Source organism: Mycobacterium shigaense (assembly GCF_002356315.1).
Taxonomy (GTDB): domain Bacteria; phylum Actinomycetota; class Actinomycetes; order Mycobacteriales; family Mycobacteriaceae; genus Mycobacterium; species Mycobacterium shigaense.
The window spans coordinates 4209956-4229979 of the sequence record NZ_AP018164.1 but is presented as its reverse complement, the minus strand read 5'-3'; the positions used below and the strand labels follow the sequence as shown (position 1 = coordinate 4229979).

19 protein-coding genes are annotated in these 20024 nt (G+C 67.8%); 12 read left to right on the top strand and 7 right to left on the bottom strand.

Annotated elements, in window-relative coordinates; translation table 11 throughout:
* Window positions 1–233 precede the first annotated feature (233 nt).
* Window positions 234–1082: a Bax inhibitor-1/YccA family protein gene (locus MSG_RS19665; protein WP_096442220.1), complete on the top strand. Its 849-nt coding sequence runs from the start codon at window positions 234–236 to the stop codon at window positions 1080–1082.
* A gap of 186 nt (window positions 1083–1268) precedes the next feature.
* Here MSG_RS19665 and MSG_RS19660 read toward each other — a convergent pair whose 3' ends face one another.
* Both MSG_RS19660 and MSG_RS19655 read right to left on the bottom strand, forming a co-directional pair.
* Entirely contained in the window at window positions 1269–2486 is a 1218-nt protein-coding gene (locus MSG_RS19660; RefSeq protein ID WP_096442218.1) for an acetyl-CoA C-acetyltransferase, read from the bottom strand.
* A 92-nt stretch (window positions 2487–2578) separates the two neighbouring features.
* Complete coding sequence (locus MSG_RS19655; RefSeq protein WP_096444685.1) at window positions 2579–3544, bottom strand: SGNH/GDSL hydrolase family protein; 966 nt, start codon at window positions 3542–3544, stop codon at window positions 2579–2581.
* Between the two features lie 241 nt (window positions 3545–3785).
* Here MSG_RS19655 and MSG_RS19650 point away from each other — a divergent pair, with 241 nt between their 5' ends.
* The 4 genes from MSG_RS19650 to MSG_RS19635 all read left to right on the top strand — a co-directional run bounded on the left by MSG_RS19650 (window position 3786) and on the right by MSG_RS19635 (window position 8332).
* The gene (locus MSG_RS19650; protein WP_096442216.1) at window positions 3786–4853 is read left to right on the top strand and encodes an alpha/beta hydrolase; all 1068 of its coding nucleotides are present in this window, start codon (window positions 3786–3788) and stop codon (window positions 4851–4853) included.
* Between the two features lie 95 nt (window positions 4854–4948).
* A complete protein-coding gene (locus MSG_RS19645; protein WP_096442214.1) occupies window positions 4949–6355 on the top strand; it encodes a cystathionine beta-synthase in 1407 nt (468 codons plus the stop codon).
* Between the two features lie 90 nt (window positions 6356–6445).
* On the top strand, window positions 6446–7120 hold the full coding sequence (locus MSG_RS19640) for an RDD family protein (protein ID WP_096442212.1): 675 nt from the start codon (window positions 6446–6448) through the stop codon (window positions 7118–7120).
* A 45-nt stretch (window positions 7121–7165) separates the two neighbouring features.
* Window positions 7166–8332, top strand: coding sequence for a cystathionine gamma-synthase (locus tag MSG_RS19635; protein ID WP_096442210.1), 1167 nt, complete (start codon window positions 7166–7168; stop codon window positions 8330–8332).
* Between the two features lie 70 nt (window positions 8333–8402).
* Here MSG_RS19635 and greA read toward each other — a convergent pair whose 3' ends face one another.
* Window positions 8403–8897 carry a transcription elongation factor GreA gene (greA, locus tag MSG_RS19630; RefSeq protein WP_096442208.1) on the bottom strand — a complete coding sequence of 165 codons (495 nt, stop codon included), beginning with the start codon at window positions 8895–8897 and terminating at the stop codon, window positions 8403–8405.
* A gap of 212 nt (window positions 8898–9109) precedes the next feature.
* Window positions 9110–9544, bottom strand: a complete 435-nt coding sequence (locus tag MSG_RS19625; RefSeq protein ID WP_096442206.1) for a DUF4307 domain-containing protein — start codon at window positions 9542–9544, stop codon at window positions 9110–9112.
* Between the two features lie 127 nt (window positions 9545–9671).
* Here MSG_RS19625 and mca point away from each other — a divergent pair, with 127 nt between their 5' ends.
* The 4 genes from mca to MSG_RS19605 are packed head-to-tail and all read left to right on the top strand — an operon-like array spanning window position 9672 to window position 13231.
* Window positions 9672–10544, top strand: a complete 873-nt coding sequence (gene mca / locus MSG_RS19620) for a mycothiol conjugate amidase Mca (RefSeq protein WP_096442204.1) — start codon at window positions 9672–9674, stop codon at window positions 10542–10544.
* Window positions 10541–10828 carry a hypothetical protein gene (locus tag MSG_RS19615; RefSeq protein WP_096442202.1) on the top strand — a complete coding sequence of 96 codons (288 nt, stop codon included), beginning with the start codon at window positions 10541–10543 and terminating at the stop codon, window positions 10826–10828. The genes mca and MSG_RS19615 overlap by 4 nt, the downstream gene beginning before the upstream one ends.
* Window positions 10815–12833 (top strand): thioredoxin domain-containing protein, encoded by a 2019-nt coding sequence (locus tag MSG_RS19610; RefSeq protein WP_096442200.1) that lies wholly within the window; start codon window positions 10815–10817, stop codon window positions 12831–12833. The genes MSG_RS19615 and MSG_RS19610 overlap by 14 nt, the downstream gene beginning before the upstream one ends.
* A gap of 14 nt (window positions 12834–12847) precedes the next feature.
* Complete coding sequence (locus tag MSG_RS19605) at window positions 12848–13231, top strand: nuclear transport factor 2 family protein (protein ID WP_096442198.1); 384 nt, start codon at window positions 12848–12850, stop codon at window positions 13229–13231.
* 4 nt (window positions 13232–13235) lie between these two features.
* Here the strand turns inward: MSG_RS19605 and trhA are convergent, their stop codons facing one another.
* Entirely contained in the window at window positions 13236–13973 is a 738-nt protein-coding gene (gene trhA, locus MSG_RS19600; protein WP_096444684.1) for a PAQR family membrane homeostasis protein TrhA, read from the bottom strand.
* 108 nt (window positions 13974–14081) lie between these two features.
* Here trhA and MSG_RS19595 point away from each other — a divergent pair, with 108 nt between their 5' ends.
* Entirely contained in the window at window positions 14082–14870 is a 789-nt protein-coding gene (locus MSG_RS19595; protein WP_096442196.1) for a (2Z,6E)-farnesyl diphosphate synthase, read from the top strand.
* Between the two features lie 16 nt (window positions 14871–14886).
* On the opposite strand, the gene ctaD is transcribed toward MSG_RS19595, so the two are convergent.
* On the bottom strand, window positions 14887–16620 hold the full coding sequence (ctaD, locus tag MSG_RS19590; protein WP_096442194.1) for an aa3-type cytochrome oxidase subunit I: 1734 nt from the start codon (window positions 16618–16620) through the stop codon (window positions 14887–14889).
* A gap of 323 nt (window positions 16621–16943) precedes the next feature.
* On the opposite strand from ctaD, the gene MSG_RS19585 reads away from it, so the two are divergent.
* A complete protein-coding gene (locus MSG_RS19585; RefSeq protein WP_096442192.1) occupies window positions 16944–17360 on the top strand; it encodes a hypothetical protein in 417 nt (138 codons plus the stop codon).
* Between the two features lie 72 nt (window positions 17361–17432).
* On the opposite strand, the gene coaA is transcribed toward MSG_RS19585, so the two are convergent.
* Window positions 17433–18371: a type I pantothenate kinase gene (gene coaA, locus MSG_RS19580; RefSeq protein ID WP_096442190.1), complete on the bottom strand. Its 939-nt coding sequence runs from the start codon at window positions 18369–18371 to the stop codon at window positions 17433–17435.
* Window positions 18372–18510: 139 nt separating this feature from the next.
* Between coaA and MSG_RS19575 the strand changes: the two genes are divergently transcribed.
* The gene (locus MSG_RS19575) at window positions 18511–19980 is read left to right on the top strand and encodes a glycine hydroxymethyltransferase (RefSeq protein WP_096442188.1); all 1470 of its coding nucleotides are present in this window, start codon (window positions 18511–18513) and stop codon (window positions 19978–19980) included.
* Window positions 19981–20024 lie beyond the last annotated feature (44 nt).

The following is a 20024-nucleotide window of genomic DNA, read 5'->3' as shown; positions in this document are numbered from 1 at the left end:
GTGCCCGGGGCTTCGACGTCCTGGCCGTCGTGGCCGCCCGGGGCTCGACCAGCAATCTAGAACGTGACAACTGCAGCGATACCCGCGGGTAAGGATTATCTTTAAGCCGACGACAGCATCGGAGCCCGGAAAGACGTCACAAAACCCAGCTCCGCTGGGAACCCGGGACGACGGCCGCTCGTTGAGCAAGTGTTCGCAGAGCTCGAACCACAGTCTTGAGAGAGGATCCGACGGTGCGGGAGACAAGCAACCCGGTATTTCGTTCGCTGCCCAAGCAGAGCGGCGGATACGCGCAATTCGGCACTGGCGCGGCCCCGACGCAGCAGGGCTACTATCAGGCCGACCCCTATGCGGCGCCCTACCGGGAGGCCAAGACCTCCCGCCCGGTGACCATCGACGATGTCGTCACCAAGACCGGCATCACGCTGGGCGTGCTGACGGTCGCCGCGATCGTTTCCTTCTACCTGGTCGAGACGTCGAAGGGTGCGCTGGCCCTGCCGCTGACCCTGATCGGCGCGTTCGGCGGCTTGGCGCTGGTGCTGGTCGCCACCTTCGGCCGCAAGCAGGACAGTCCGCCGCTGGTGCTGAGCTACGCGGTGCTCGAGGGCCTGTTCCTGGGCGCCGTGTCGTTCGTCTTCGCCTACACCCAGGTCTCCAACGTCAGCGCCGGCGCGCTGATCCTGCAGGCCGTCCTGGGCACCTTCGGGGTGTTCTTCGGCATGCTCGTCGTGTACAAGACCGGCGCCATCCGGGTCACGCCGAAGTTCACCCGCTGGGTCGTCGGCGCGCTGTTCGGCGCGCTGGCCCTGATGCTGGGCAACTTCGTGCTTGCCCTGTTCGGCGTCGGCGGCGGGACGGGCCTGGGGTTGCGCAGCGGCGGACCCATCGCCATCCTGTTCTCGCTGGTGATGATCGGCATCGCGGCCTTCAGCTTCCTGATCGACTTCGACGCGGCGGACCAGATGATCCGCGCCGGAGCGCCCGAAAGGGCGGCGTGGGGCATCGCACTCGGCCTGACCGTGACGCTGGTCTGGCTGTATCTCGAAATCCTGCGTCTGCTCAGTTATCTGCAAAACGATTAGCCTGCTCGACGGGAGAAGCCGGCACGCCGCAGCGGCGTGCCGGCTTCTTTGTGCGCTGAGCGCGTTGGGTCGGCGGTGACGGTGTCGGGTGTGCGGTGACGGTTTTTGGTGTGCAACGGCGGCGGGGTCGACTGGCGTGTCGCCGCCGTGAGCGCACCCCAAACGGCGCGACGAGGCCGCGCCCGTCTAGCTGAGCCGTTCGAACACCATCGCCATGCCCTGGCCGCCGCCGACGCACATCGTCTCCAGCCCGAAGGTCTTGTCGTAGGTCTGCAAGTTGTTGAGCAGCGTGGTCGCGATGCGTGCGCCCGTCATGCCGAACGGGTGGCCCAGGGCGATCGCGCCGCCGGACACGTTCAGCTTGTCCTCGTCGATACCCAGCTCGCGGGCCGAGCCCAGCACCTGCACCGCGAAGGCCTCGTTGATCTCGAACAGGTCGATGTCGTTGACCGACAGGCCGGCCCGCTGCAGCGCCTTCTTGGACGCCTCGATGGGTCCGAGGCCCATGATCTCCGGGGACAGGCCGCTCACGCCGGTGGACACGATGCGGGCCAGCGGGGTCAGGCCCAGTTCCTTGGCCTTGGTGTCGCTGGTGATCACCAGCGCGGCCGCGCCGTCGTTCAGCGGGCAGGCGTTGCCGGCGGTCACGGTGCCGTTGGGCCGGAACACCGGCTTGAGCCCGCTGATCTTCTCGTAGGTGGTACCCGGACGAGGCCCGTCGTCGGTGCTGACCGTCGTCCCGTCGGGGAGGATGACCGGAGTGATCTCGCGCTCGAAGAACCCGCTCTTGATCGCCTCCTCGGCGCGGTTCTGGCTGCGCACGCCCCAATGGTCCTGGTCCTCGCGGCTGATTCCCGTCAGCAGTGCGACGTTCTCCGCCGTCTGGCCCATGGCGATGTAGACGTCGGGGACGTTGCCGTCGGCGCGTGGGTCGTGCCATTCCTTGGCGCCCTCGGCCGCCGCGGCGGAGCGCGCCTGGGCCTCGCCGAACAGCTCGTTCTTGGTGTCCGGCCAGGAGTCGGCGCTGCCCTTGGCGAACCGCGACACGGTTTCCACACCAGCGGAGATGAACGCGTCACCCTCGCCCGCCTTGATCGCGTGGAACGCCATCCGGCTGGTCTGCAGCGACGAGGAGCAGTACCGGTTCACGGTGGTGCCCGGTAGGAAGTCGTAGCCGAGCTCGACGGCGATGACGCGCGCCAGGTTGTAGCCCGACTCGCCGGCCGGCTGGCCGCAGCCCAGGATCAGGTCGTCGATCTGGTGCGGGTTCAGCGCCGGCACCTTGTCGAGCGCCGCGCGGACGATCTGCACGGTCAGGTCGTCGGGCCGCATGCTGACCAGCGATCCCTTCATGGCGCGTCCGATCGGCGAGCGCGCGGCGGAGACGATGACGGCTTCGGGCATGACGGTTCCCTTCGATCCCTTTCAGTGGATACGGGCTCGCCGCACGATCGGGTGGCAAACCAGTAGACGTGCTCAACAAGTCCTAGGTGAATCTAGTCGCTGCCGGTTTCCTGGTAGGACGACGGGGCGGCCGAACTGGGCTCCGGGCGTCGCCACAGCCGCGCCATGGCGCTCAACCGCGTGTTGGCGGCACCGAGCTCGGATGCACCGGACCTCGACGCCACGTTGAGCACAGGGCTGTGCACCTCCTGGCCCAACGCGTCGCACAACGCCACCAGCAGCTGGGCCGCCGCCAGCGCGTAGGCCGTCGGCGACGGGTGGTAGCCGTCCGCGGAGAACATCAGTTCCGGCGTCGCGCGGAATTGGGGCGCCAGCAGGTTCGCCAGCGGCACCGGCGTACCGCCGGCCGATCGCACGGCGGCGGCCTGAGCGCGGGCCAATCGCGACGTCCGGGCGTGCGCCAGGGAGCGCAGCGGCTGCGGGATGGCGGAGATGACACCGAGATCCGGGCAGGTGCCGACGACCACCACCGCGCCGCGGGCGCGCAACTTCGTCACCGTCTTGCCGAGCCGCCGCGCGGACTGACTAATCCCGTTCAGCGCGGTGACGTCGTTGGCGCCGATCATCATCACGGCGGCGTCCGGCGGCGGTCCGGCCACGAACATCGCATCGACCTGACCGGACACGCCTTTGGAGGTGGCGCCGACAATTGCCTTGGTGCTCAACCGGATACGTTTGCCCGTCTGATCGGCGAGCCCGCGCGCGACGAGCACACCGGGTACTTCCTCGGCGCTCATGCAGCCGTAACCCGTGGCGGTCGAATCCCCGAAGATCATCAGGTGCAGGTCCACCGACATGCCGCGCTGCCACCGTTCCACGGGTCCGCCGCCGGGCAGGTAGACGCCGTCGGCGCGGGGCGGGATGTCCCACGCCTTGGGGATCACGGTGCGCGCGTGAGTGGCCTGGCCGACAAGCAGATTGCGTGCCCCCAGATAGGCGGTACCCGTAGAGGCGAGCGCACCCGCTGTGGCCAGAGCGATGGTCGAACGACGCGGCAACCGCATGGTCACGGGATCAGTTTAGAACCGCGACAGGGTTTGCGCGGGCGGCTGGCAAACAATGTGATCACGTTGTGAATCAAATGTGGTATCAAATCAGACTCTTCAAACGTTGCACCCGAAAATGCCTGCGAAGCTAAGTTTACGGGAAGGGCTGAACCACTCGGCGACGGGAATCGACGGACGCTCAGCCGACCTCCACATGCTGTATCGGACTACAACGACGTAGGAAGTGTTGAGCATGAGCGCACCCAGTTGGGTTTCCGGCTCGCCCAGAGAAGTCGTGCGCCCGCGCGATGTCCTCAAGGCAGGTAAGGCGCGGGCACGCAAATACGCCAGCAGCGACGGCGCGCCGGTCGAGGTACTCGAGTCCGGGCCCAGTGTCGCCGCCCGGGTCGCCAGCCTGGCGGCGCGGGTGACTCTGCGGCCGATTCTGGCGGTCGGCAGCAACGCCCCCACCCTGCCGTGGCCGTGGGGCGTCCTGGATCTGGCGGCCAAGGTACTGCTTCCGGTGACCGCGACGGTGCGCGAAACCGTGGAGCTGCCCCACGCCTCGGCGCAGCTGGTGCGCGCGCCCGGTGTGCTGCCGGCCGACGGCACGCGGCGGATGGTCGTCTACCTCCACGGCGGGGCTTTCCTCACCTGCGGCGCGAACTCGCATGGCCGCATCGTCGAGGCCATCTCGAAATTCGCGGATTCGCCAGTGCTGGTCGTCAATTACCGTCTGCTGCCCAAACATTCGATCGGGATGGCGCTCGACGACTGCTACGACGGCTATCGGTGGGTGAAGCTGCACGGGTATCCGGCCGACCAGATCGTGCTGGCCGGCGACTCCGCGGGCGGGTATCTGGCGCTGGCCCTCGCGCAGCGGCTGCAGCAGGAGGGCGAACAGCCCGCGGCGCTGGTGGCGATCTCGCCGCTGCTGCAACTGGCGAAGGAATGCAAGCAGGCGCATCCCAACATCAAGACCGACGCGATGTTCCCGGCCAACGCTTTCGACGCGCTGGTCAAGCTGGTTGCCATCGCCGCCGAGAAGAACATAGTGGACGGTAAACCCGAAGCAATCTACGAACCCCTGGACCACATCGAGCCCGGACTACCGCGCACCCTGATTCATGTGTCCGGGTCCGAAGTGCTGCTGCACGATGCGCAATTGGCGGCCAGCAAGCTTGCCGCCGTTGGGGTTCCGGCCGAGGTGCGCGTCTGGCCCGGCCAGATGCACGACTTCCAGTTGGCGGCGCCGTTGGTGCCGGAGGCGGAACGGTCGCTGCGCCAGATCGGGGAGTACATCCGCGAGGCCACCGGCTGACGGTTTCCCCGCGGCATGCCCTCGGCGGCGGGCGCCGGCCCGGCGCTGCCGGGAGCGGATGTGCACGGCCCGAAATCGCCTGAGACGATGAAGGCATGCGAATTGCGCAGCACATCAGCGATCTGATCGGCGGTACGCCGTTGGTCCGATTGAACTCCGTCATTCCCGCCGGCGCCGGCACGGTGGCGGCAAAGGTCGAATACCTCAGCCCGGGCGGCAGCGCCAAAGATCGGATCGCGACGAAGATGATCGATGCTGCCGAGGCCAGCGGCCAGCTGAAGCCCGGTGGCACCATCGTCGAACCCACCTCGGGCAACACCGGCGTCGGTCTTGCGTTGGTCGCCCAACCCCGCGGCTACAAGTGCATTTTCGTCTGCCCGGACAAAGTCAGCGAAGACAAGCAGAACGTGCTGCGCGCCTACGGCGCCGAGGTGGTGGTGTGCCCGACGGCCGTGCCGCCCGAGCACCCGGACAGCTACTACAGCGTCTCCGACCGGTTGGTGCGCGAGATCGACGGCGCCTGGAAGCCCGATCAGTACGCCAACCCGCAGGGCCCGGCCAGCCACTACGAAACCACCGGTCCCGAGATCTGGGCCGACACGGACGGCAAGGTCACCCACTTCGTCGCCGGCATCGGCACCGGCGGGACGATCACCGGCGCGGGTCGCTACCTCAAGGAGGTGTCCCGCGGCCGACCAGAAGGACCCGTCCGCATCATCGGCGCCGACCCCGAGGGTTCGGTCTATTCGGGCGGCACCGGCCGGCCCTACCTGGTCGAGGGCGTCGGCGAGGATTTCTGGCCCGCGGCCTACGACCCGAGCGTCCCCGACCAGATCATCGCCGTCTCCGATTCCGACTCGTTCGACATGACCCGGCGGCTGGCCCGCGAGGAAGCGATGCTGGTGGGCGGCTCGTGCGGCATGGCGGTGGTGGCGGCCGCCAAGGTGGCCGAGGAAGCCGGGCCCGACGCCCTCGTGGTCGTGTTGCTGCCCGACGGCGGTCGGGGCTATCTGTCGAAGATCTTCAACGACGCGTGGATGTCGTCCTACGGGTTCTTCCGCAGCCGACTCGACGGCTCGACCGAGCAACCGACGGTCGGTGACGTGCTGCGCGGCAAGTCCGGCGCGCTGCCCGACCTGGTGCACACCCACCCGTCCGAGACCGTGCGCGACGCGATCGGCATCCTGCGCGAATACGGGGTGTCCCAGATGCCGGTCGTCGGAGCCGAGCCGCCGGTGATGGCCGGCGAAGTCGCCGGCAGTGTCTCCGAACGCGAGCTGCTCTCGGCCGTGTTCGAGGGCCGGGCCAAGTTAGCCGACGCCGTGTCCCAACACATGAGCCCGCCGCTGCGGTTGATCGGCGCCGGCGAACTGGTGAGCGCCGCAGGAAAGGAGCTGCGGGACTGGGACGCGTTGATGGTCGTCGAGCAGGGCAAGCCGGTCGGTGTCATCACCCGGTATGATCTGCTGGGATTCCTCTCCGACCCGCCGCGGCGGCGCTGACCGTTCCCACCGGCTCCATGCCCCGGTGGCCGCGGTCGCTCAGGTACTGTTATGCGGCGATCTCAGCTAACTCGCGTGGAAGGTTGTCCCATGACCGATCAACCGCCGCCCGGTGGGCCGCACCCGCCATCTGACCCCGGTTTTTCCGGCGGATACGAGCCGCCCGCCGGCGGGTACGAGCCGCCGCCACCACCACCTCCGCTGCCGGGCGGGGGCTCCTACCCGCCGCCGCCCCCGCCGGCGGGCGGATACGTGCCGCCGCCGCCCGGACCGGCGATCCGCGCCCTGCCGACCGAGGCCTACACGCCGTGGCTGACGCGGGTGTTGGCGGCCCTAATCGACAACATCCCGATCGCGGTCGTCTACGGCATCGCGTGGGTGATCGCGCTGCTCACCCAACAGTCGTCGTGCGTCGCCAACGTCAGTCAGTACGACGTCAGCCAGTATTGCTACGCCACGGATTCGGTCATCGGCCTGTTCACCAAGGGGCTGGCCTGGCTGGTGGTCCTCGCCTACGGCATCTGGAACTTCGGCTACCGCCAGGGCACGACCGGGTCCAGCCTGGGTAAGTCGGTGGTCAAGATCAAGGTGGTCAGCGAGAACACCGGGCAGCCGATCGGTTTCGGGCTGTCGATCGTGCGCCAACTGGCCCACATCGTCGACGCGATCATCTGCTACATCGGTTTCCTGTTCCCGCTGTGGGACGCCAAACGGCAAACCCTGGCCGACAAGATCATGACCACGGTGGTCCTGCCGATCGCCTAACGGTTTGGACCGCCGCGCAGCTGACGGTCACTAAGCTGGGCGTCGATGAACGCACACGGTAATACGGACCACCGCATCACCGGCCTGGCCACCAAGGCCATTCATGCCGGCTACCGGCCGGATCCGGCGACGGGGGCGGTGAACGCCCCGATCTACGCCAGCAGCACCTTCGCCCAGGACGGCGTCGGCGGCCTGCGCGGCGGATTCGAATACGCGCGCACCGGCAACCCGACGCGGGCGGCGCTGGAGGCCTCGCTGGCCGCCGTGGAGGGCGGCGCCTACGGGCGGGCGTTCAGTTCCGGGATGGCGGCCACCGACTGTGCACTACGGGCCATCTTGCGCCCCGGCGATCACATCGTCATTCCCAACGACGCCTACGGCGGCACCTTCCGGCTTATCGACAAGGTCTTCACCAAGTGGAATGTCGAACACACCCCGGTAGCACTGTCGGATCTGGACGCAGTCGCCGCCGCGGTCACCCCGAAGACCCGGCTGATCTGGGTCGAGACGCCGACCAATCCGCTGCTTTCCATCGCCGACATCACCGCCATCGCACAGATTGGTGGCACACGAGGGGCAAAGGTGTTGGTGGACAACACCTTTGCCTCTCCCGCGCTGCAGCAGCCGTTGGCGCTGGGGGCCGACATCGTGCTGCATTCGACCACCAAGTACATCGGCGGCCACTCCGACGTCGTCGGCGGCGCCCTGGTCACCAACGACAGGGAGCTGGACGACGCCTTCGGCTTCCTACAGAACGGGGCGGGCGCGGTGCCGGGCCCGTTCGACGCCTACCTGACGATGCGCGGCCTGAAGACCCTGGTGCTGCGGATGCAGCGGCATAGCGAAAACGCTTCGGCCGTAGCCGAATTCCTCGCCGGGCACGCCTCGGTCGACACGGTGCTCTACCCGGGCCTGCCGGATCACCCGGGCCACGAGGTCGCCGCGCGGCAGATGTCCGGCTTCGGCGGCATGGTGTCGGTGCGCATGCGCGGGGGCCGGGCGGCCGCCGAAGAACTTTGCGCCGGCACCCGGGTGTTCATCCTGGCCGAGTCGCTGGGCGGGGTGGAGTCGCTGATCGAGCATCCGAGCGCCATGACGCACGCGTCCACGGCCGGCTCGCAATTGGAAGTGCCCGACGATTTGGTACGGCTGTCGGTCGGGATCGAGGACATCGCCGACCTGCTCGCCGATCTCGAGCAGGCGCTCGCCTAGCTATGCCGACTGTGAATCTGACGACGTGACTCGCCGGCCAAGCGTCGCAGGGTTCACACTCGCGGAAAACCTAGGAGTGGTAGGGCTCAGCGCTGACCAACGTGACCTCGACGGTGTTGCCGTTGGGCACGGTGTAGCTGCGGGTGTCGCCGACCTTGGCGTCGATCAGGGCGCCGCCCAGCGGTGAGTTCGGCGAGTACACCTCGAGCTTGCCCTCGTTGACACCCTCTTGGCGGGTGGCGATCAGGAACGTCTCGGTGTCCGACTTGTCGCCGTTGTAGTAGACCTTCACCACCGACCCCGGCAGCGCGACGCCGGACTGCTTGGGCGCCTCGCCGACCTTCGCGTTGTTCAGCAGGTCCTGCAGCTGACGGATGCGGGCCTCTTGCTGGCCCTGCTCCTCGCGAGCGGCGTGGTAACCGCCGTTCTCGCGCAGGTCGCCCTCTTCGCGGCGATCGTTGATTTCCGCGGCGATGACCGGACGGTTGGCGATCAGCTGGTCGAGTTCGGCCTTGAGACGGTCATGTGATTCCTGGGTCAGCCAGGTCACCTGAGTGTCGGTCATCTCGTCGTGCTCCTCGTCTCTGGATCCGCGTATTCGCGTAAGTATCTGAGCCCCGTTGTCCGGGGTTTCCGGGTCTCAGCCGGTGCTGCCATCCGCCCGCCCACGGCCTTTAATGCAGCAATACACGGTCCCAGGAGGAACCGTGCATTCACCCATGTTACCACTGTGGAAACAGATGATGACGCCATTCGCGGATCGCTCGTGTTCTGCGGTCACGCCGCGCGCAGGTAGTCGGGGACGTCGGCGCCGCAGCCGTAGATGTCGGCCATCGCCGGTGGTCGAGACGATTTCACGGTGGTGGTGACCTGCACCGTAGTCGCCTGCGACGGGGGGACCAGAACCTCGCGCCTGCCGGTTTCGCCGCCGTCCTTGGCGCGGACCCGCACGATGCAGTCGACCGGGCGCGACGGGTCGGATCGGGTCACGCTGATTGTCACTGACGCGGTCTCGGCGTCGATCACCCGGTAGCCGGCCAGCGAACCGGAGACGTCGCTGGTACCCAGCCGCTGGTAGCCGACGACGGCGAGGGTGATGCCCGCGCCGACGACCAGCACACCGAGCGCGATCGCCGCCCGACGCCGCGCAAGGCGCGAAAGTCGGGTACGCCCATAGCGGGCCTCGGGACGCGGGATGGAAGTCTGGCTCATGGCTGTGTCACAACTGCACTTGTCGGCTGCCGGACCCCGGCCGACAGCGTGGTAATGATCGGGAACTGGAATTATAGGGTCACGCTCTAGGTTTTCGAGCGCAACCGGCAGACCAGCGAGGGGGCACGTGAGCGAGCTTCGGTTGATGGCGGTGCACGCCCACCCCGACGACGAATCCAGCAAGGGCGCGGCCACTCTCGCCCGGTATGCCGACGAGGGCCACCGGGTCCTGGTCGTGACGCTGACCGGCGGCGAGCGCGGCGACATCCTCAACCCGGCGATGGACTTGCCCGACGTGCAGCAACACATCGCCGAGATCCGCCGCGACGAGATGGCCAAGGCTGCCGAGATCCTCGGCGTGGAACACCGCTGGCTCGGCTTCATCGACTCCGGGTTGCCCTCGGGAGATCCGCCGCCGCCGCTGCCCGACGACAGCTTCGCGCTGGTGCCGCTCGACGTCTCCGTCGAGGCGCTGGTGCGCGTGATCCGCGAGTTCCGCCCGCACGTGATGACCACCTACGACGAGAACGGCGGCTACCCGCACCCCGATCACATTCGCTGCCACCAGGTTTCGGTGGGCGCCTACGAGGCGGCCGCCGACTTCGCGCGCTTCCCGGACGCGGGCGAGCCGTGGGCCGCGTCCAAGCTGTACTACAACCACGGCTTCCTGCGCGCGCGCATACAGCTATTGCACGACGAGGCCGTCAAGCACGGGCACGAGCCTCCGTTCAGGAAGTGGCTCGAGGCGTGGGACCCGAAGCACGACCCGTTCGAGTCGCGGGTGACGACGCGCGTGCAGTGCTCGGAGTACTTCAGCCAGCGCGACGATGCGCTGCGCGCGCACGCCACCCAGATCGACCCGAACGCGGACTTCTTCGCCGCCCCGATCGCCTGGCAGCAACGGCTCTGGCCGACCGAGGAATTCGAGTTGGCGCGCTCGCGCGTGCCCGTCCGGCTGCCCGAGGACGACCTGTTCGCCGGAATCGAGGATGACAGGTGAACCCCCTTTTGTTCACGGTGATTGCTGACGGGCCGCACAACAACGGTCCGGATTTCGGCAAGGCCAGCCCGATCGGGTTGCTGGTGATCGTGCTGCTGCTGATCGCCACGTTGTTCCTGCTGCGGTCGATGAACCGGCAACTGAAGAAGGTGCCCGAATCGTTCGACCCCCAGCACCCCGAGCCCGACCAGGCCGCCGACGAGGGCACCGACTTCGTCGACGAGGCCCCGGAGCAGACGGACGGGCCGAAACGGCCGCCGGGGCGCGGCGATGAGCCCGGCTGAGCCGATCGATCCGTCGCCGACCAACACCCTCGGGGTGGCCACCAGCCCGTACCTGCGCCAGCACGCCGACAATCCGGTGCACTGGCAGCAGTGGACGCCGCAGGCGTTGGCGGAGGCCGCGGCGCGCGATGTGCCGATCCTGCTGTCGATCGGCTACGCCGCGTGCCATTGGTGTCACGTCATGGCCCACGAATCGTTCTCCGACGCCGACGTGGCCGCCGCGATGAACGCGGGATTCGTCTGCATCAAAGTCGACCGCGAGGAACGGCCCGATATCGACGCGGTCTACATGAACGCCACTGTCGCGCTGACCGGGCAGGGCGGCTGGCCGATGACGTGTTTCCTGACACCCGACGGACGGCCCTTCTTCTGCGGCACGTACTACCCGAAAGATGAATTCCTGCAACTGTTTTCGGCTGTCACCCAGACGTGGCAAGACCGCCGCGGCGAAGTCGAGGAGGCGTCGGACCGCATCGCCGGCGAGCTGCGCACCATGTCGTCCGGACTGCCGGGCGGTGGGCTCGACATCGTTCCGGAGCTGTGCGACCACGCCGTCGCCGCCGTGCTGGCCGACCAGGACACGGTGCACGGCGGCTTCGGCGGCGCGCCCAAATTCCCGCCGTCGGCGTTGCTCGAGGCGCTGCTGCGCAACTACGAACGCACCGGGTCGGCCGCCGCGCTGCAGGCCGTCGAGCACACCGGCAGCGCGATGGCCCGCGGCGGCATCTACGACCAGCTGGCCGGTGGTTTCGCCCGCTACAGCGTCGACAAGGCTTGGTTGGTACCGCATTTCGAGAAGATGCTGTACGACAACGCGCTCCTGCTGCGCGCCTACGCGCACTGGGCCCGGCGGACCGCAGATCCGCTGGCTCGCCGGGTGGCGGGCGAAACCGCGCGGTTTCTGCTGCACGGCCTGACCGACGGCGACCTGTTCATCTCGTCGCTGGACGCCGACACCGACGGCCGTGAGGGTCTGACCTACGTCTGGACGCCTCAGCAGCTGACCGAGGTGCTCGGTGAGCACGACGGACGTTGGGCCGCAGAGGTTTTCGCCGTTACCCGCGACGGCACCTTCGAGCACGGCGCGTCGGTGCTGCAACGACCCGGCGATCCCGATGAACAGCGGCTGCAACGCATCCGGGCCGAGCTGCTGGCTGCCCGGCGCTCGCGGCCGCAGCCCGGGCGTGACGACAAGGTGATCACCTCGTGGAACGGGCTGGCCATCACCGCGCTGGCCGAGGCCAGTGTGGCCCTGGACGAACCCGCATTCGCCCGCGCCGCGGTGCGGTGCGCGACGGCGTTGCGCGACAGCCACATCGTCGACGGCCGGCTGCGGCGCGCCAGCCTCGGGGGGTTGGTCGGCGCCAGCGCGGCCATCCTGGAGGACCACGCGATGCTGGCCACCGGGCTGCTCGCGCTGTATCAGCTCACCGCCGAGGGAATCTGGCTGAGCACCGCGGTCGAGTTGCTGGACACCGCGCTGGCGCACTTCGCGGACCCACACCGGCCCGGCCGCTGGTATGACACGGCCGACGATGCCGAGCAGCTGATGATGCGGCCCGCCGACGCGGTCGACGGCGCGGCGCCGTCGGGCGCCTCCAGCATCACCGAGGCGCTGCTGACCGCGGCCCACCTGGTCGACGGGGACCGCGCGCAACGATATCTGCGCGCCGCGGCCGCCGCGCTGCGTGCGCATTCAGTGCTGCTGGCGCGGGCACCGCGGTCGGCCGGGCATTGGCTGGCCGTCGCCGAGGCCACGGTGCGCGGACCGCTGCAGATCGCCGTCGCCTGCGACCCGCCGCGCTCGGAGCTGCTGGCCGCCGCGCGCCGGCTGGCGCCCGGCGGTGCGATCGTCGTCGGCGGTGAGATCGATTCGTCGGCCCTGCTGGCCGGCCGCAACCGCATCGGCGCGGCCGACGCCGCCTACGTGTGCCGCGGCCGGGTCTGCGACCTTCCCGTCACCCGCCCGGCGGAACTGGCTGCCGCCCTTGGGGTACCGGGGTAGTAACGTCGCCTTCCATGCCGACTGCCGACGACAAGGTCCAAGTGATCACCGACACGGTCAACCGCTATATCGCGCTCCTCGGCGACGGCGATGTGGACGGATTGGTCAGCCTGTACGCCGACGACGCCACGGTCGAGGACCCGGTCGGCGGCGAGGTCCACATCGGCAGCCAGGCGATCAAGGGCTTCTACTCCGCCGTCGCGAATGTGGACCGGCAGGCCGAGCTGGTGTCGCTGCGCGTCGCCGGCAACGAGGCGGCGTTCCACTTCCGGTTGACCATCACGGCCGGCGAGCAAAAGATGCGGATCGAGCCGATCGACGTGATGGTGTTCGACGGCCGCGGCAAGATCAGCGCCATGAAAGCGTACTGGTCGGCGGCCGACGTCACGCAGCTGTAGTGCGCTAGAACACCACGAACCACATCGCGATGTAGTGGCAGATCGCCGCTACCGCGGTGCAGGCGTGGAAGAACTCGTGGTAGCCGAATGTCGTCGGCCACGGGTCGGGCCAGCGCAGCGCGTAGAGGATGCCGCCGATGCTGTACAGCGCGCCGCCGACGAACAGCAGCACCATCGCGGCCACCCCCGCGTTGTGCAGGATCTCCCCGGTGTACCAGACGGCCACCCACCCCAGCAGGATGTAGAGCGGCACCCCGACCCAGCGCGGCGCCGACGGCCACAGCATCTTCAGCAGGATCCCGGCCGCCGCGCCGCCCCACACGATCCACAGCACGACGTGTCCGTCGGCGGGCGACAAAGCGAGCAGGGCGAACGGGGTGTAGCTGCCGGCGATGAACACGAAGATCATCGAGTGGTCGGCCCGCTTCATCCACTTCTGGGCCGTCGCGGACTTCCAGTGCACGCGGTGGTACGTGGCGCTGACGGTGAACATGACGATGGTGGCGAAGGTGTAAAGCAGGGTCGCCAGGCCCGCCCGGGTGGAGCCCACCGCCCACGACACCGCCACCAGCGATGCCCCCGCGAATACGGCGGTGCCGGCCGAGTAGACGTGAATCCAGCCGCGGAATCGCGGCTTGGTCAGCACCCGGGCGACGCCCTCGACCAACTGCTGCGTGGCGTTGGCTGCCAGCCCCTTCGGTTCGGATTCCGCGGTGCTGGCCGTAGTGGTTTGGCCGCTCATATCGCCCAACACTAGTGCGCGGGAGTTCGGGTCCAGCGCCGAACTGCCCGTGATTTTGCGGGCAATGGACGCCGGAATTTGTTGCCGCCCACAGTAGGGTGGATCCTCGTGGACGTTATCCCGCCACGGCTCAAGGAGCCGTTGTACCGCGTCTACGAGATGCGGCTGCGGCAGGGGCTGGCCGCCTCGAAGTCCGAGCTGCCCCGGCACATCGCGGTGCTGTGCGATGGCAACCGGCGCTGGGCGCGCGATGCGGGCTACGTCGACGTCAGCTACGGCTACCGCATGGGCGCGGCGAAGATCGCCGAGATGCTGCGCTGGTGCGAGCAGGCCGGCATCGAGATGACCACCATCTACCTGCTGTCGACCGAAAACCTGCAGCGCGACCCCGACGAGCTGGCCGCGCTCATCGAGATCATCACCGACGTCGTCGAGGAGATCTGCGCGCCGGCGAACCGCTGGAGCGTGCGCACCGTCGGCGACCTCGAACTACTCGGCGAGGAACCGGCGCGCCGGCTGCGCGACGCGGTGGAGTCGACGCCGGGGGTGGCCCCGTTCCACGTCAACGTCGCGGTCGCCTACGGCGGGCGCCGCGAGATCGTCGACGCGGTGCGCGCCTTGCTCAGCAAGCAACTTGCCAACGGCGCGACGGGTGAGGAGCTCGTCGAGGCGGTGACCGTCGAGGGCATCTCCGAAAACCTGTACACCTCGGGGCAACCCGATCCGGATCTGGTGATCCGCACCTCGGGGGAGCAGCGGCTGTCCGGCTTCCTGCTGTGGCAGAGCGCGTACTCGGAGATGTGGTTCTGCGAAGCGCACTGGCCCGCATTCCGCCGGGTCGACTTCCTGCGTGCCCTGCGTGACTACAGCCAGCGACACCGCCGGCACGGCAAGTAATCGCCCGCGGCGGCCGTCACGATGAGGCTGCCGTGGTCTGCACTTCCGACTTTTCGGCGCGGTGGCCTCCGACGTGAGCCTCGGCGTGCAACCGCTCCACCATGTGCGGGTAGTGCAGCTCGAAGGCAGGGCGCTCGGAGCGGATGCGGGGCAACTCGGTGAAGTTGTGCCGCGGCGGCGGGCAGCTCGTGGCCCATTCCAGCGAGTTGCCGTGGCCCCAGGGATCGTCGACCAATACGGGTTCGCCGAAGCGCCAGCTCTTAAACACATTCCACACAAACGGCAGAACCGAGACCGCCAGAATGAAAGAACCGATCGTCGAGACCACGTTGAGTGTCTGCCATCCGTCGGTGGGCAGGTAGTCGGCATAGCGGCGGGGCATCCCCGAATTGCCCAGCCAGTGCTGGACCAAAAACGTGGTGTGGAAACCGATGAACGTCAGCCAGAAGTGCAGCTTAGCCAGGCGCTCGTCGAGCAGGCGGCCGGTCATCTTGGGGAACCAGAAGTAGATGCCCGCGTAGGTGGCGAACACGATGGTGCCGAACAGCGTGTAGTGGAAGTGCGCGACCACGAAATAGGTGTCGCTGATGTGAAAGTCGAGCGGCGGGCTGGCCAGCAGCACGCCCGACAGGCCACCGAGCAAGAAGGTGACCAAAAAGCCGAACGAGAACAGCATTGGCGACTCGAACGTCAGCTGCCCGCCCCACATCGTCCCGATCCAGTTGAAGAATTTGATGCCCGTCGGCACCGCGATCAGGAATGTCATGAACGAAAAGAACGGCAGCAGTACGGCTCCGGTGGCATACATGTGATGGGCCCACACCGCGACCGACAACGCCGCGATGGACAGCGTCGCGTAGACCAGCGTGGTGTAGCCGAAGATCGGTTTGCGGGAGAAGACCGGAAGAATCTCGGAGATGATGCCGAAGAACGGCAGCGCGATGACGTACACCTCGGGATGCCCGAAGAACCAGAACAGATGCTGGAAGAGGATCACCCCGCCGTTGGCCGGGTCGTAGACGTGGGCGCCGAGGTGGCGGTCGGCGGCCAACCCGAACAAAGCGGCGGTCAGCAGCGGGAAGACGATCAGGACCAGCACGCTGGTGATCAGGATGTTCCAGGTGAAGATCGGCATCCGAAACATTGTCATGCCCGGGGCGCGTAGGCAGACCACGGTCGTGATCATGTTGACCGCTCCGAGTATGGTGCCCAGACCGCCGACGCCGAGACCCAGGATCCACAGGTCACCGCCCGGGCCCGGCGAGTGGATCGCGTTCGACAGCGGCGTGTATGCGGTCCACCCGAAGTCGGCCGCACCGCCGGGGACGATGAATCCGCTCAAGGCAATCAGTGCCCCGAACACGAACAGCCAGAACGACAACGCATTGAGCCGCGGGAAGGCGACGTCGGGTGCGCCGATCTGCAGGGGCAGCACTAGGTTGGCGAACCCGAAGACGACCGGCGTCGCATAGAACAGCAGCATGGCCGTGCCGTGCATGGTGAACAGCTGGTTGTACTGCTCGTTGGACAAGAATTGCAGGCCGGGCGCCGCGAGTTCGAGGCGCATGAACAGGGCCATCGAGCCGCCGATGAAAAAGAAGATGAAGCAGGCGACCATGTACATGATGCCGATCATCTTGTGGTCGGTGGTGCTGATGACCTTGTAGATCAGGTTGCCCTTCGGTCCCTGGCGCGCCGGAAACGGCCGGCGCGCCTCTAGTTCGCTGATTTGCTGGGCTTCAGCGGTCATTCGGCATCTCCGCAGGTTCAGGTGGTCAATGTTCCGAGCGCCCAAGTATTCCGGGCCAGCACCGAGTCCGAATAGGGCCGTTTGTCCTCAATGGCCCACATTGCGGTGACCGTTGACAACGCCGGTTGTCAAGACGCGCGGGCCCCGTCCGGCCGGCCAGCTGCGGCGAATACGTTGCGTGCGCCCGACCGGTCCGCCGCGGGCCGTCGCGATTTCGTTCCCAAACTGTCATCGGCGATCGGGAATACACCGGCGAACCCGCTCGTCGTTGCTTTCGTGGCGGACGTTGTTCGACCCCCCACCGCCATTCAAGGAGTAATCAGATGAACGCTGTATCCGGAATGCCGACCCGGTACCTCTACGATTCGGCCGACTCACTGCTGCGCTTCGCCGTGCGAGCCGACGCCACGATCACGGGGGTGTGCGGGTTGGCCGTCGCGCTGGTGGGCGACTCGCTGGCGTCGCTGACCGGCCTGTCCCCGGCCGTGGAATACGGCCTAGCCGGGTTCTTCCTCGTGTACGGGCTGGTCGTCTACGGCTTCGGGGCGGTGCCCGACCTGCGTCGCGTCGGGATCGTCGTCGTCGCGGCCAACATCGCGTTTACCCTGGCCGCCGTCGTCGTCGCCGAAGCGGCGCAGCTGACCGCGAGCGGGGTGGCCGCCTCGTTGGTCAGCGCGCTGTACACCGCGGTCTTCGCGACATTGCAGTACCTGGGATTGCGCCGGCTCGAAACGGCGTAACTCCCCGCCTGCCGGTGCGGGGCGCCTCCGCGACCCCCTGCGGAGTGCCGCCCCGCGCCGGCCATTACGGCGTCACAGCTTGCGCAGGCGCAGCCGGTTGATGGAGTGGTCGGCGTCCTTGCGCAGCACCAGAGTGGCGCGGGGCCGGGTCGGCAGAATGTTCTCCACCAGATTGGGCCTGTTGATCGAGCGCCAGATCTCGCGGGCGGCGGCGACGGCTTTGGTGTCGTTGAGCGCCGAGTAGTGGTGGAAGTGTGACTGCGGGTCGGCGAACGCCGTACTGCGCATGGCCAAGAAGCGCGACACGTACCACTGCTCGATGTCTTCGATCCGGGCGTCCACGTACAGCGAGAAGTCGAAGAGGTCCGACACCATCAGGGTCGGGCCGGTCTGCAGGACGTTGAGGCCCTCCAGGATCAGGATGTCGGGATGCCGGACGACGTGCTTGGCTCCGGCCAGGACGTCGTAGCGCAGGTGTGAATACACCGGGGCACACGCGTAGTCGGAACCGGATTTGACCGAGGTCACGAACCGCATCAGCGCCCTGCGGTTATAGCTTTCGGGAAAACCCTTGCGGTGCATCAGGTTTCGCCGTTCCAGCTCGGCGTTGGGATATAGGAAGCCGTCGGTGGTGACCAGGTCGACGCGGGGATGGTGATCCCAACGCGCCAGCAACGCCTGCAGCACCCGGGCGGTGGTCGACTTCCCGACGGCTACGCTGCCGGCGACGCCGATGATGAACGGCACCGGCCGGTCCGGATTCTGCTGCGGTTCGCCGAGGAATTCCGCCGTCGCGGCGAACAAGCGCTGCCGGGCGGCGACCTGAAGGTGGATGAGCCGGGCCAGCGGCAGGTAGACCTCTTCGACCTCCAGCAGGTCGATTTGCTCGCCGAGGCCACGCAGCCCGACCAGTTCCTCCTCGGTGAGGGCCAGTGGCGTCGACATACGGAGCGCACGCCATTGCTTCCGGTCGAACTCCACATAAGGGCTCGGCTCGCTCGGCCGCGGCATAGTGCCCAGTGTGGCAGCAACGGCGACGCGTCCGACGGCTGGGCTGGCTAACTGCGTCGCGCGGGCGGCTGACGGGTCGTGCCGCCGCCGGACCGGCCGCTGATCACGTCATCGTTGCTGGCCGACTAGTCTCGTTCGCATGTCAGCCGACTCGTCCCACACCGCCATCTCCACCACGTCACCGGGCGCCGAATACGCCGACACCGCGACCGCTGCCTACCGAGCGGCACTGCAGGTGGTCGAGTCCGTCGAACCTCGCATCGCCTCGGCGACGCGCAAAGAACTCGCCGACCAACGTGATTCGCTGAAGCTGATCGCCAGCGAGAACTACGCGTCGCCCGCGGTGCTGCTCACCATGGGGACCTGGCTGTCGGACAAGTACGCCGAGGGCACCATCGGGCACCGCTTCTACGCGGGTTGTCAAAACGTGGACACCGTGGAAAGCATCGCCGCCGAGCATGCCCGCGAGCTGTTCGGCGCGCCGCATGCCTACGTGCAGCCGCACTCGGGTATCGACGCCAACCTCGTTGCGTATTGGGCGATCCTGGCTACCCGGGTCGAGGCGCCGGATCTGGCCGATGCCGGCGTCAAGCACGTCAACGACCTGTCCGAGGCGGACTGGGAGAAGCTGCGCGCCAAACTGGGCAACCAGCGGCTGCTGGGCATGTCACTGGATGCCGGCGGCCACCTTACCCACGGCTTCCGGCCGAACATCTCGGGCAAGATGTTTCATCAGCGCAGTTACGGCACCGATCCCGATACCGGGTTCATCGACTACGGCGCCGTCGCGGCCGCCGCGCGGGAGTTCAAGCCGCTGATCCTGGTGGCCGGCTATTCCGCCTACCCCCGCCGGATCAATTTCGCGACGATGCGGGAGATCGCCGACGAGGTGGGCGCCACCCTGATGGTGGACATGGCACATTTCGCCGGCCTGGTGGCGGGCAAGGTGTTCACCGGCGACGAGGATCCGGTGCCGTACGCCCATGTCACGACGACGACCACGCACAAGTCGCTGCGCGGTCCGCGGGGCGGCCTCATCCTGTGCCAGCCGGAATACACCGACGCCGTCGACAAGGGCTGCCCGATGGTGCTGGGCGGACCGCTGTCGCATGTCATGGCGGCCAAGGCCGTCGCACTCGCCGAGGCGCGGCAGCCCTCGTTCCAGGCTTACGCGCAGCGGGTCGCCGATAACGCCCAGGCCCTGGCCGACGGCTTCCTCAAGCGCGACGCCCAGCTGGTCACCGGGGGCACCGACAACCACCTGGTGCTGCTCGACGTCACGTCGTTCGGGTTGACCGGACGCCAAGCCGAGTCGGCCTTGCTGGACGCCGGCATCGTGACCAACCGCAACGCCATCCCGGCCGACCCGAACGGCGCCTGGTACACCAGCGGGATCCGGCTCGGCAGCCCGGCGCTGACCACCCGCGGGTTCGGTCCCGCCGAATTCGACCGGGTGGCCGAGCTGATGATCGACGTGCTGGCCAACACGGCTCCCGAAGGCACCTCCAAGGCCAAGTACTCGCTGGCCGCGGGCACCGCCGAACGGGTCGACGCGGCCGCCGCGGAGCTACTCGCCGCCAACCCCCTGTACCCGGGCCTGACGGTCTAGTTCCCGCCGTACGACGGGCACGGGTGCGGGGCCTGGTCGACCGT

Coding starts and splice junctions, on each gene's coding strand:
- MSG_RS19660 (WP_096442218.1), bottom strand. CDS start 2,486: ATGCCCGAAGCCGTCATCGTCTCCGCCGCGCGCTCGCCGATCGGACGC.
- MSG_RS19650 (WP_096442216.1), top strand. CDS start 3,786: ATGAGCGCACCCAGTTGGGTTTCCGGCTCGCCCAGAGAAGTCGTGCGC.
- MSG_RS19645 (WP_096442214.1), top strand. CDS start 4,949: ATGCGAATTGCGCAGCACATCAGCGATCTGATCGGCGGTACGCCGTTG.
- MSG_RS19640 (WP_096442212.1), top strand. CDS start 6,446: ATGACCGATCAACCGCCGCCCGGTGGGCCGCACCCGCCATCTGACCCC.
- MSG_RS19635 (WP_096442210.1), top strand. CDS start 7,166: ATGAACGCACACGGTAATACGGACCACCGCATCACCGGCCTGGCCACC.
- greA (WP_096442208.1), bottom strand. CDS start 8,897: ATGACCGACACTCAGGTGACCTGGCTGACCCAGGAATCACATGACCGT.
- MSG_RS19625 (WP_096442206.1), bottom strand. CDS start 9,544: ATGAGCCAGACTTCCATCCCGCGTCCCGAGGCCCGCTATGGGCGTACC.
- MSG_RS19610 (WP_096442200.1), top strand. CDS start 10,815: ATGAGCCCGGCTGAGCCGATCGATCCGTCGCCGACCAACACCCTCGGG.
- MSG_RS19605 (WP_096442198.1), top strand. CDS start 12,848: ATGCCGACTGCCGACGACAAGGTCCAAGTGATCACCGACACGGTCAAC.
- trhA (WP_096444684.1), bottom strand. CDS start 13,973: ATGAGCGGCCAAACCACTACGGCCAGCACCGCGGAATCCGAACCGAAG.
- ctaD (WP_096442194.1), bottom strand. CDS start 16,620: ATGACCGCTGAAGCCCAGCAAATCAGCGAACTAGAGGCGCGCCGGCCG.
- MSG_RS19585 (WP_096442192.1), top strand. CDS start 16,944: ATGAACGCTGTATCCGGAATGCCGACCCGGTACCTCTACGATTCGGCC.
- coaA (WP_096442190.1), bottom strand. CDS start 18,371: ATGCCGCGGCCGAGCGAGCCGAGCCCTTATGTGGAGTTCGACCGGAAG.
- MSG_RS19575 (WP_096442188.1), top strand. CDS start 18,511: ATGTCAGCCGACTCGTCCCACACCGCCATCTCCACCACGTCACCGGGC.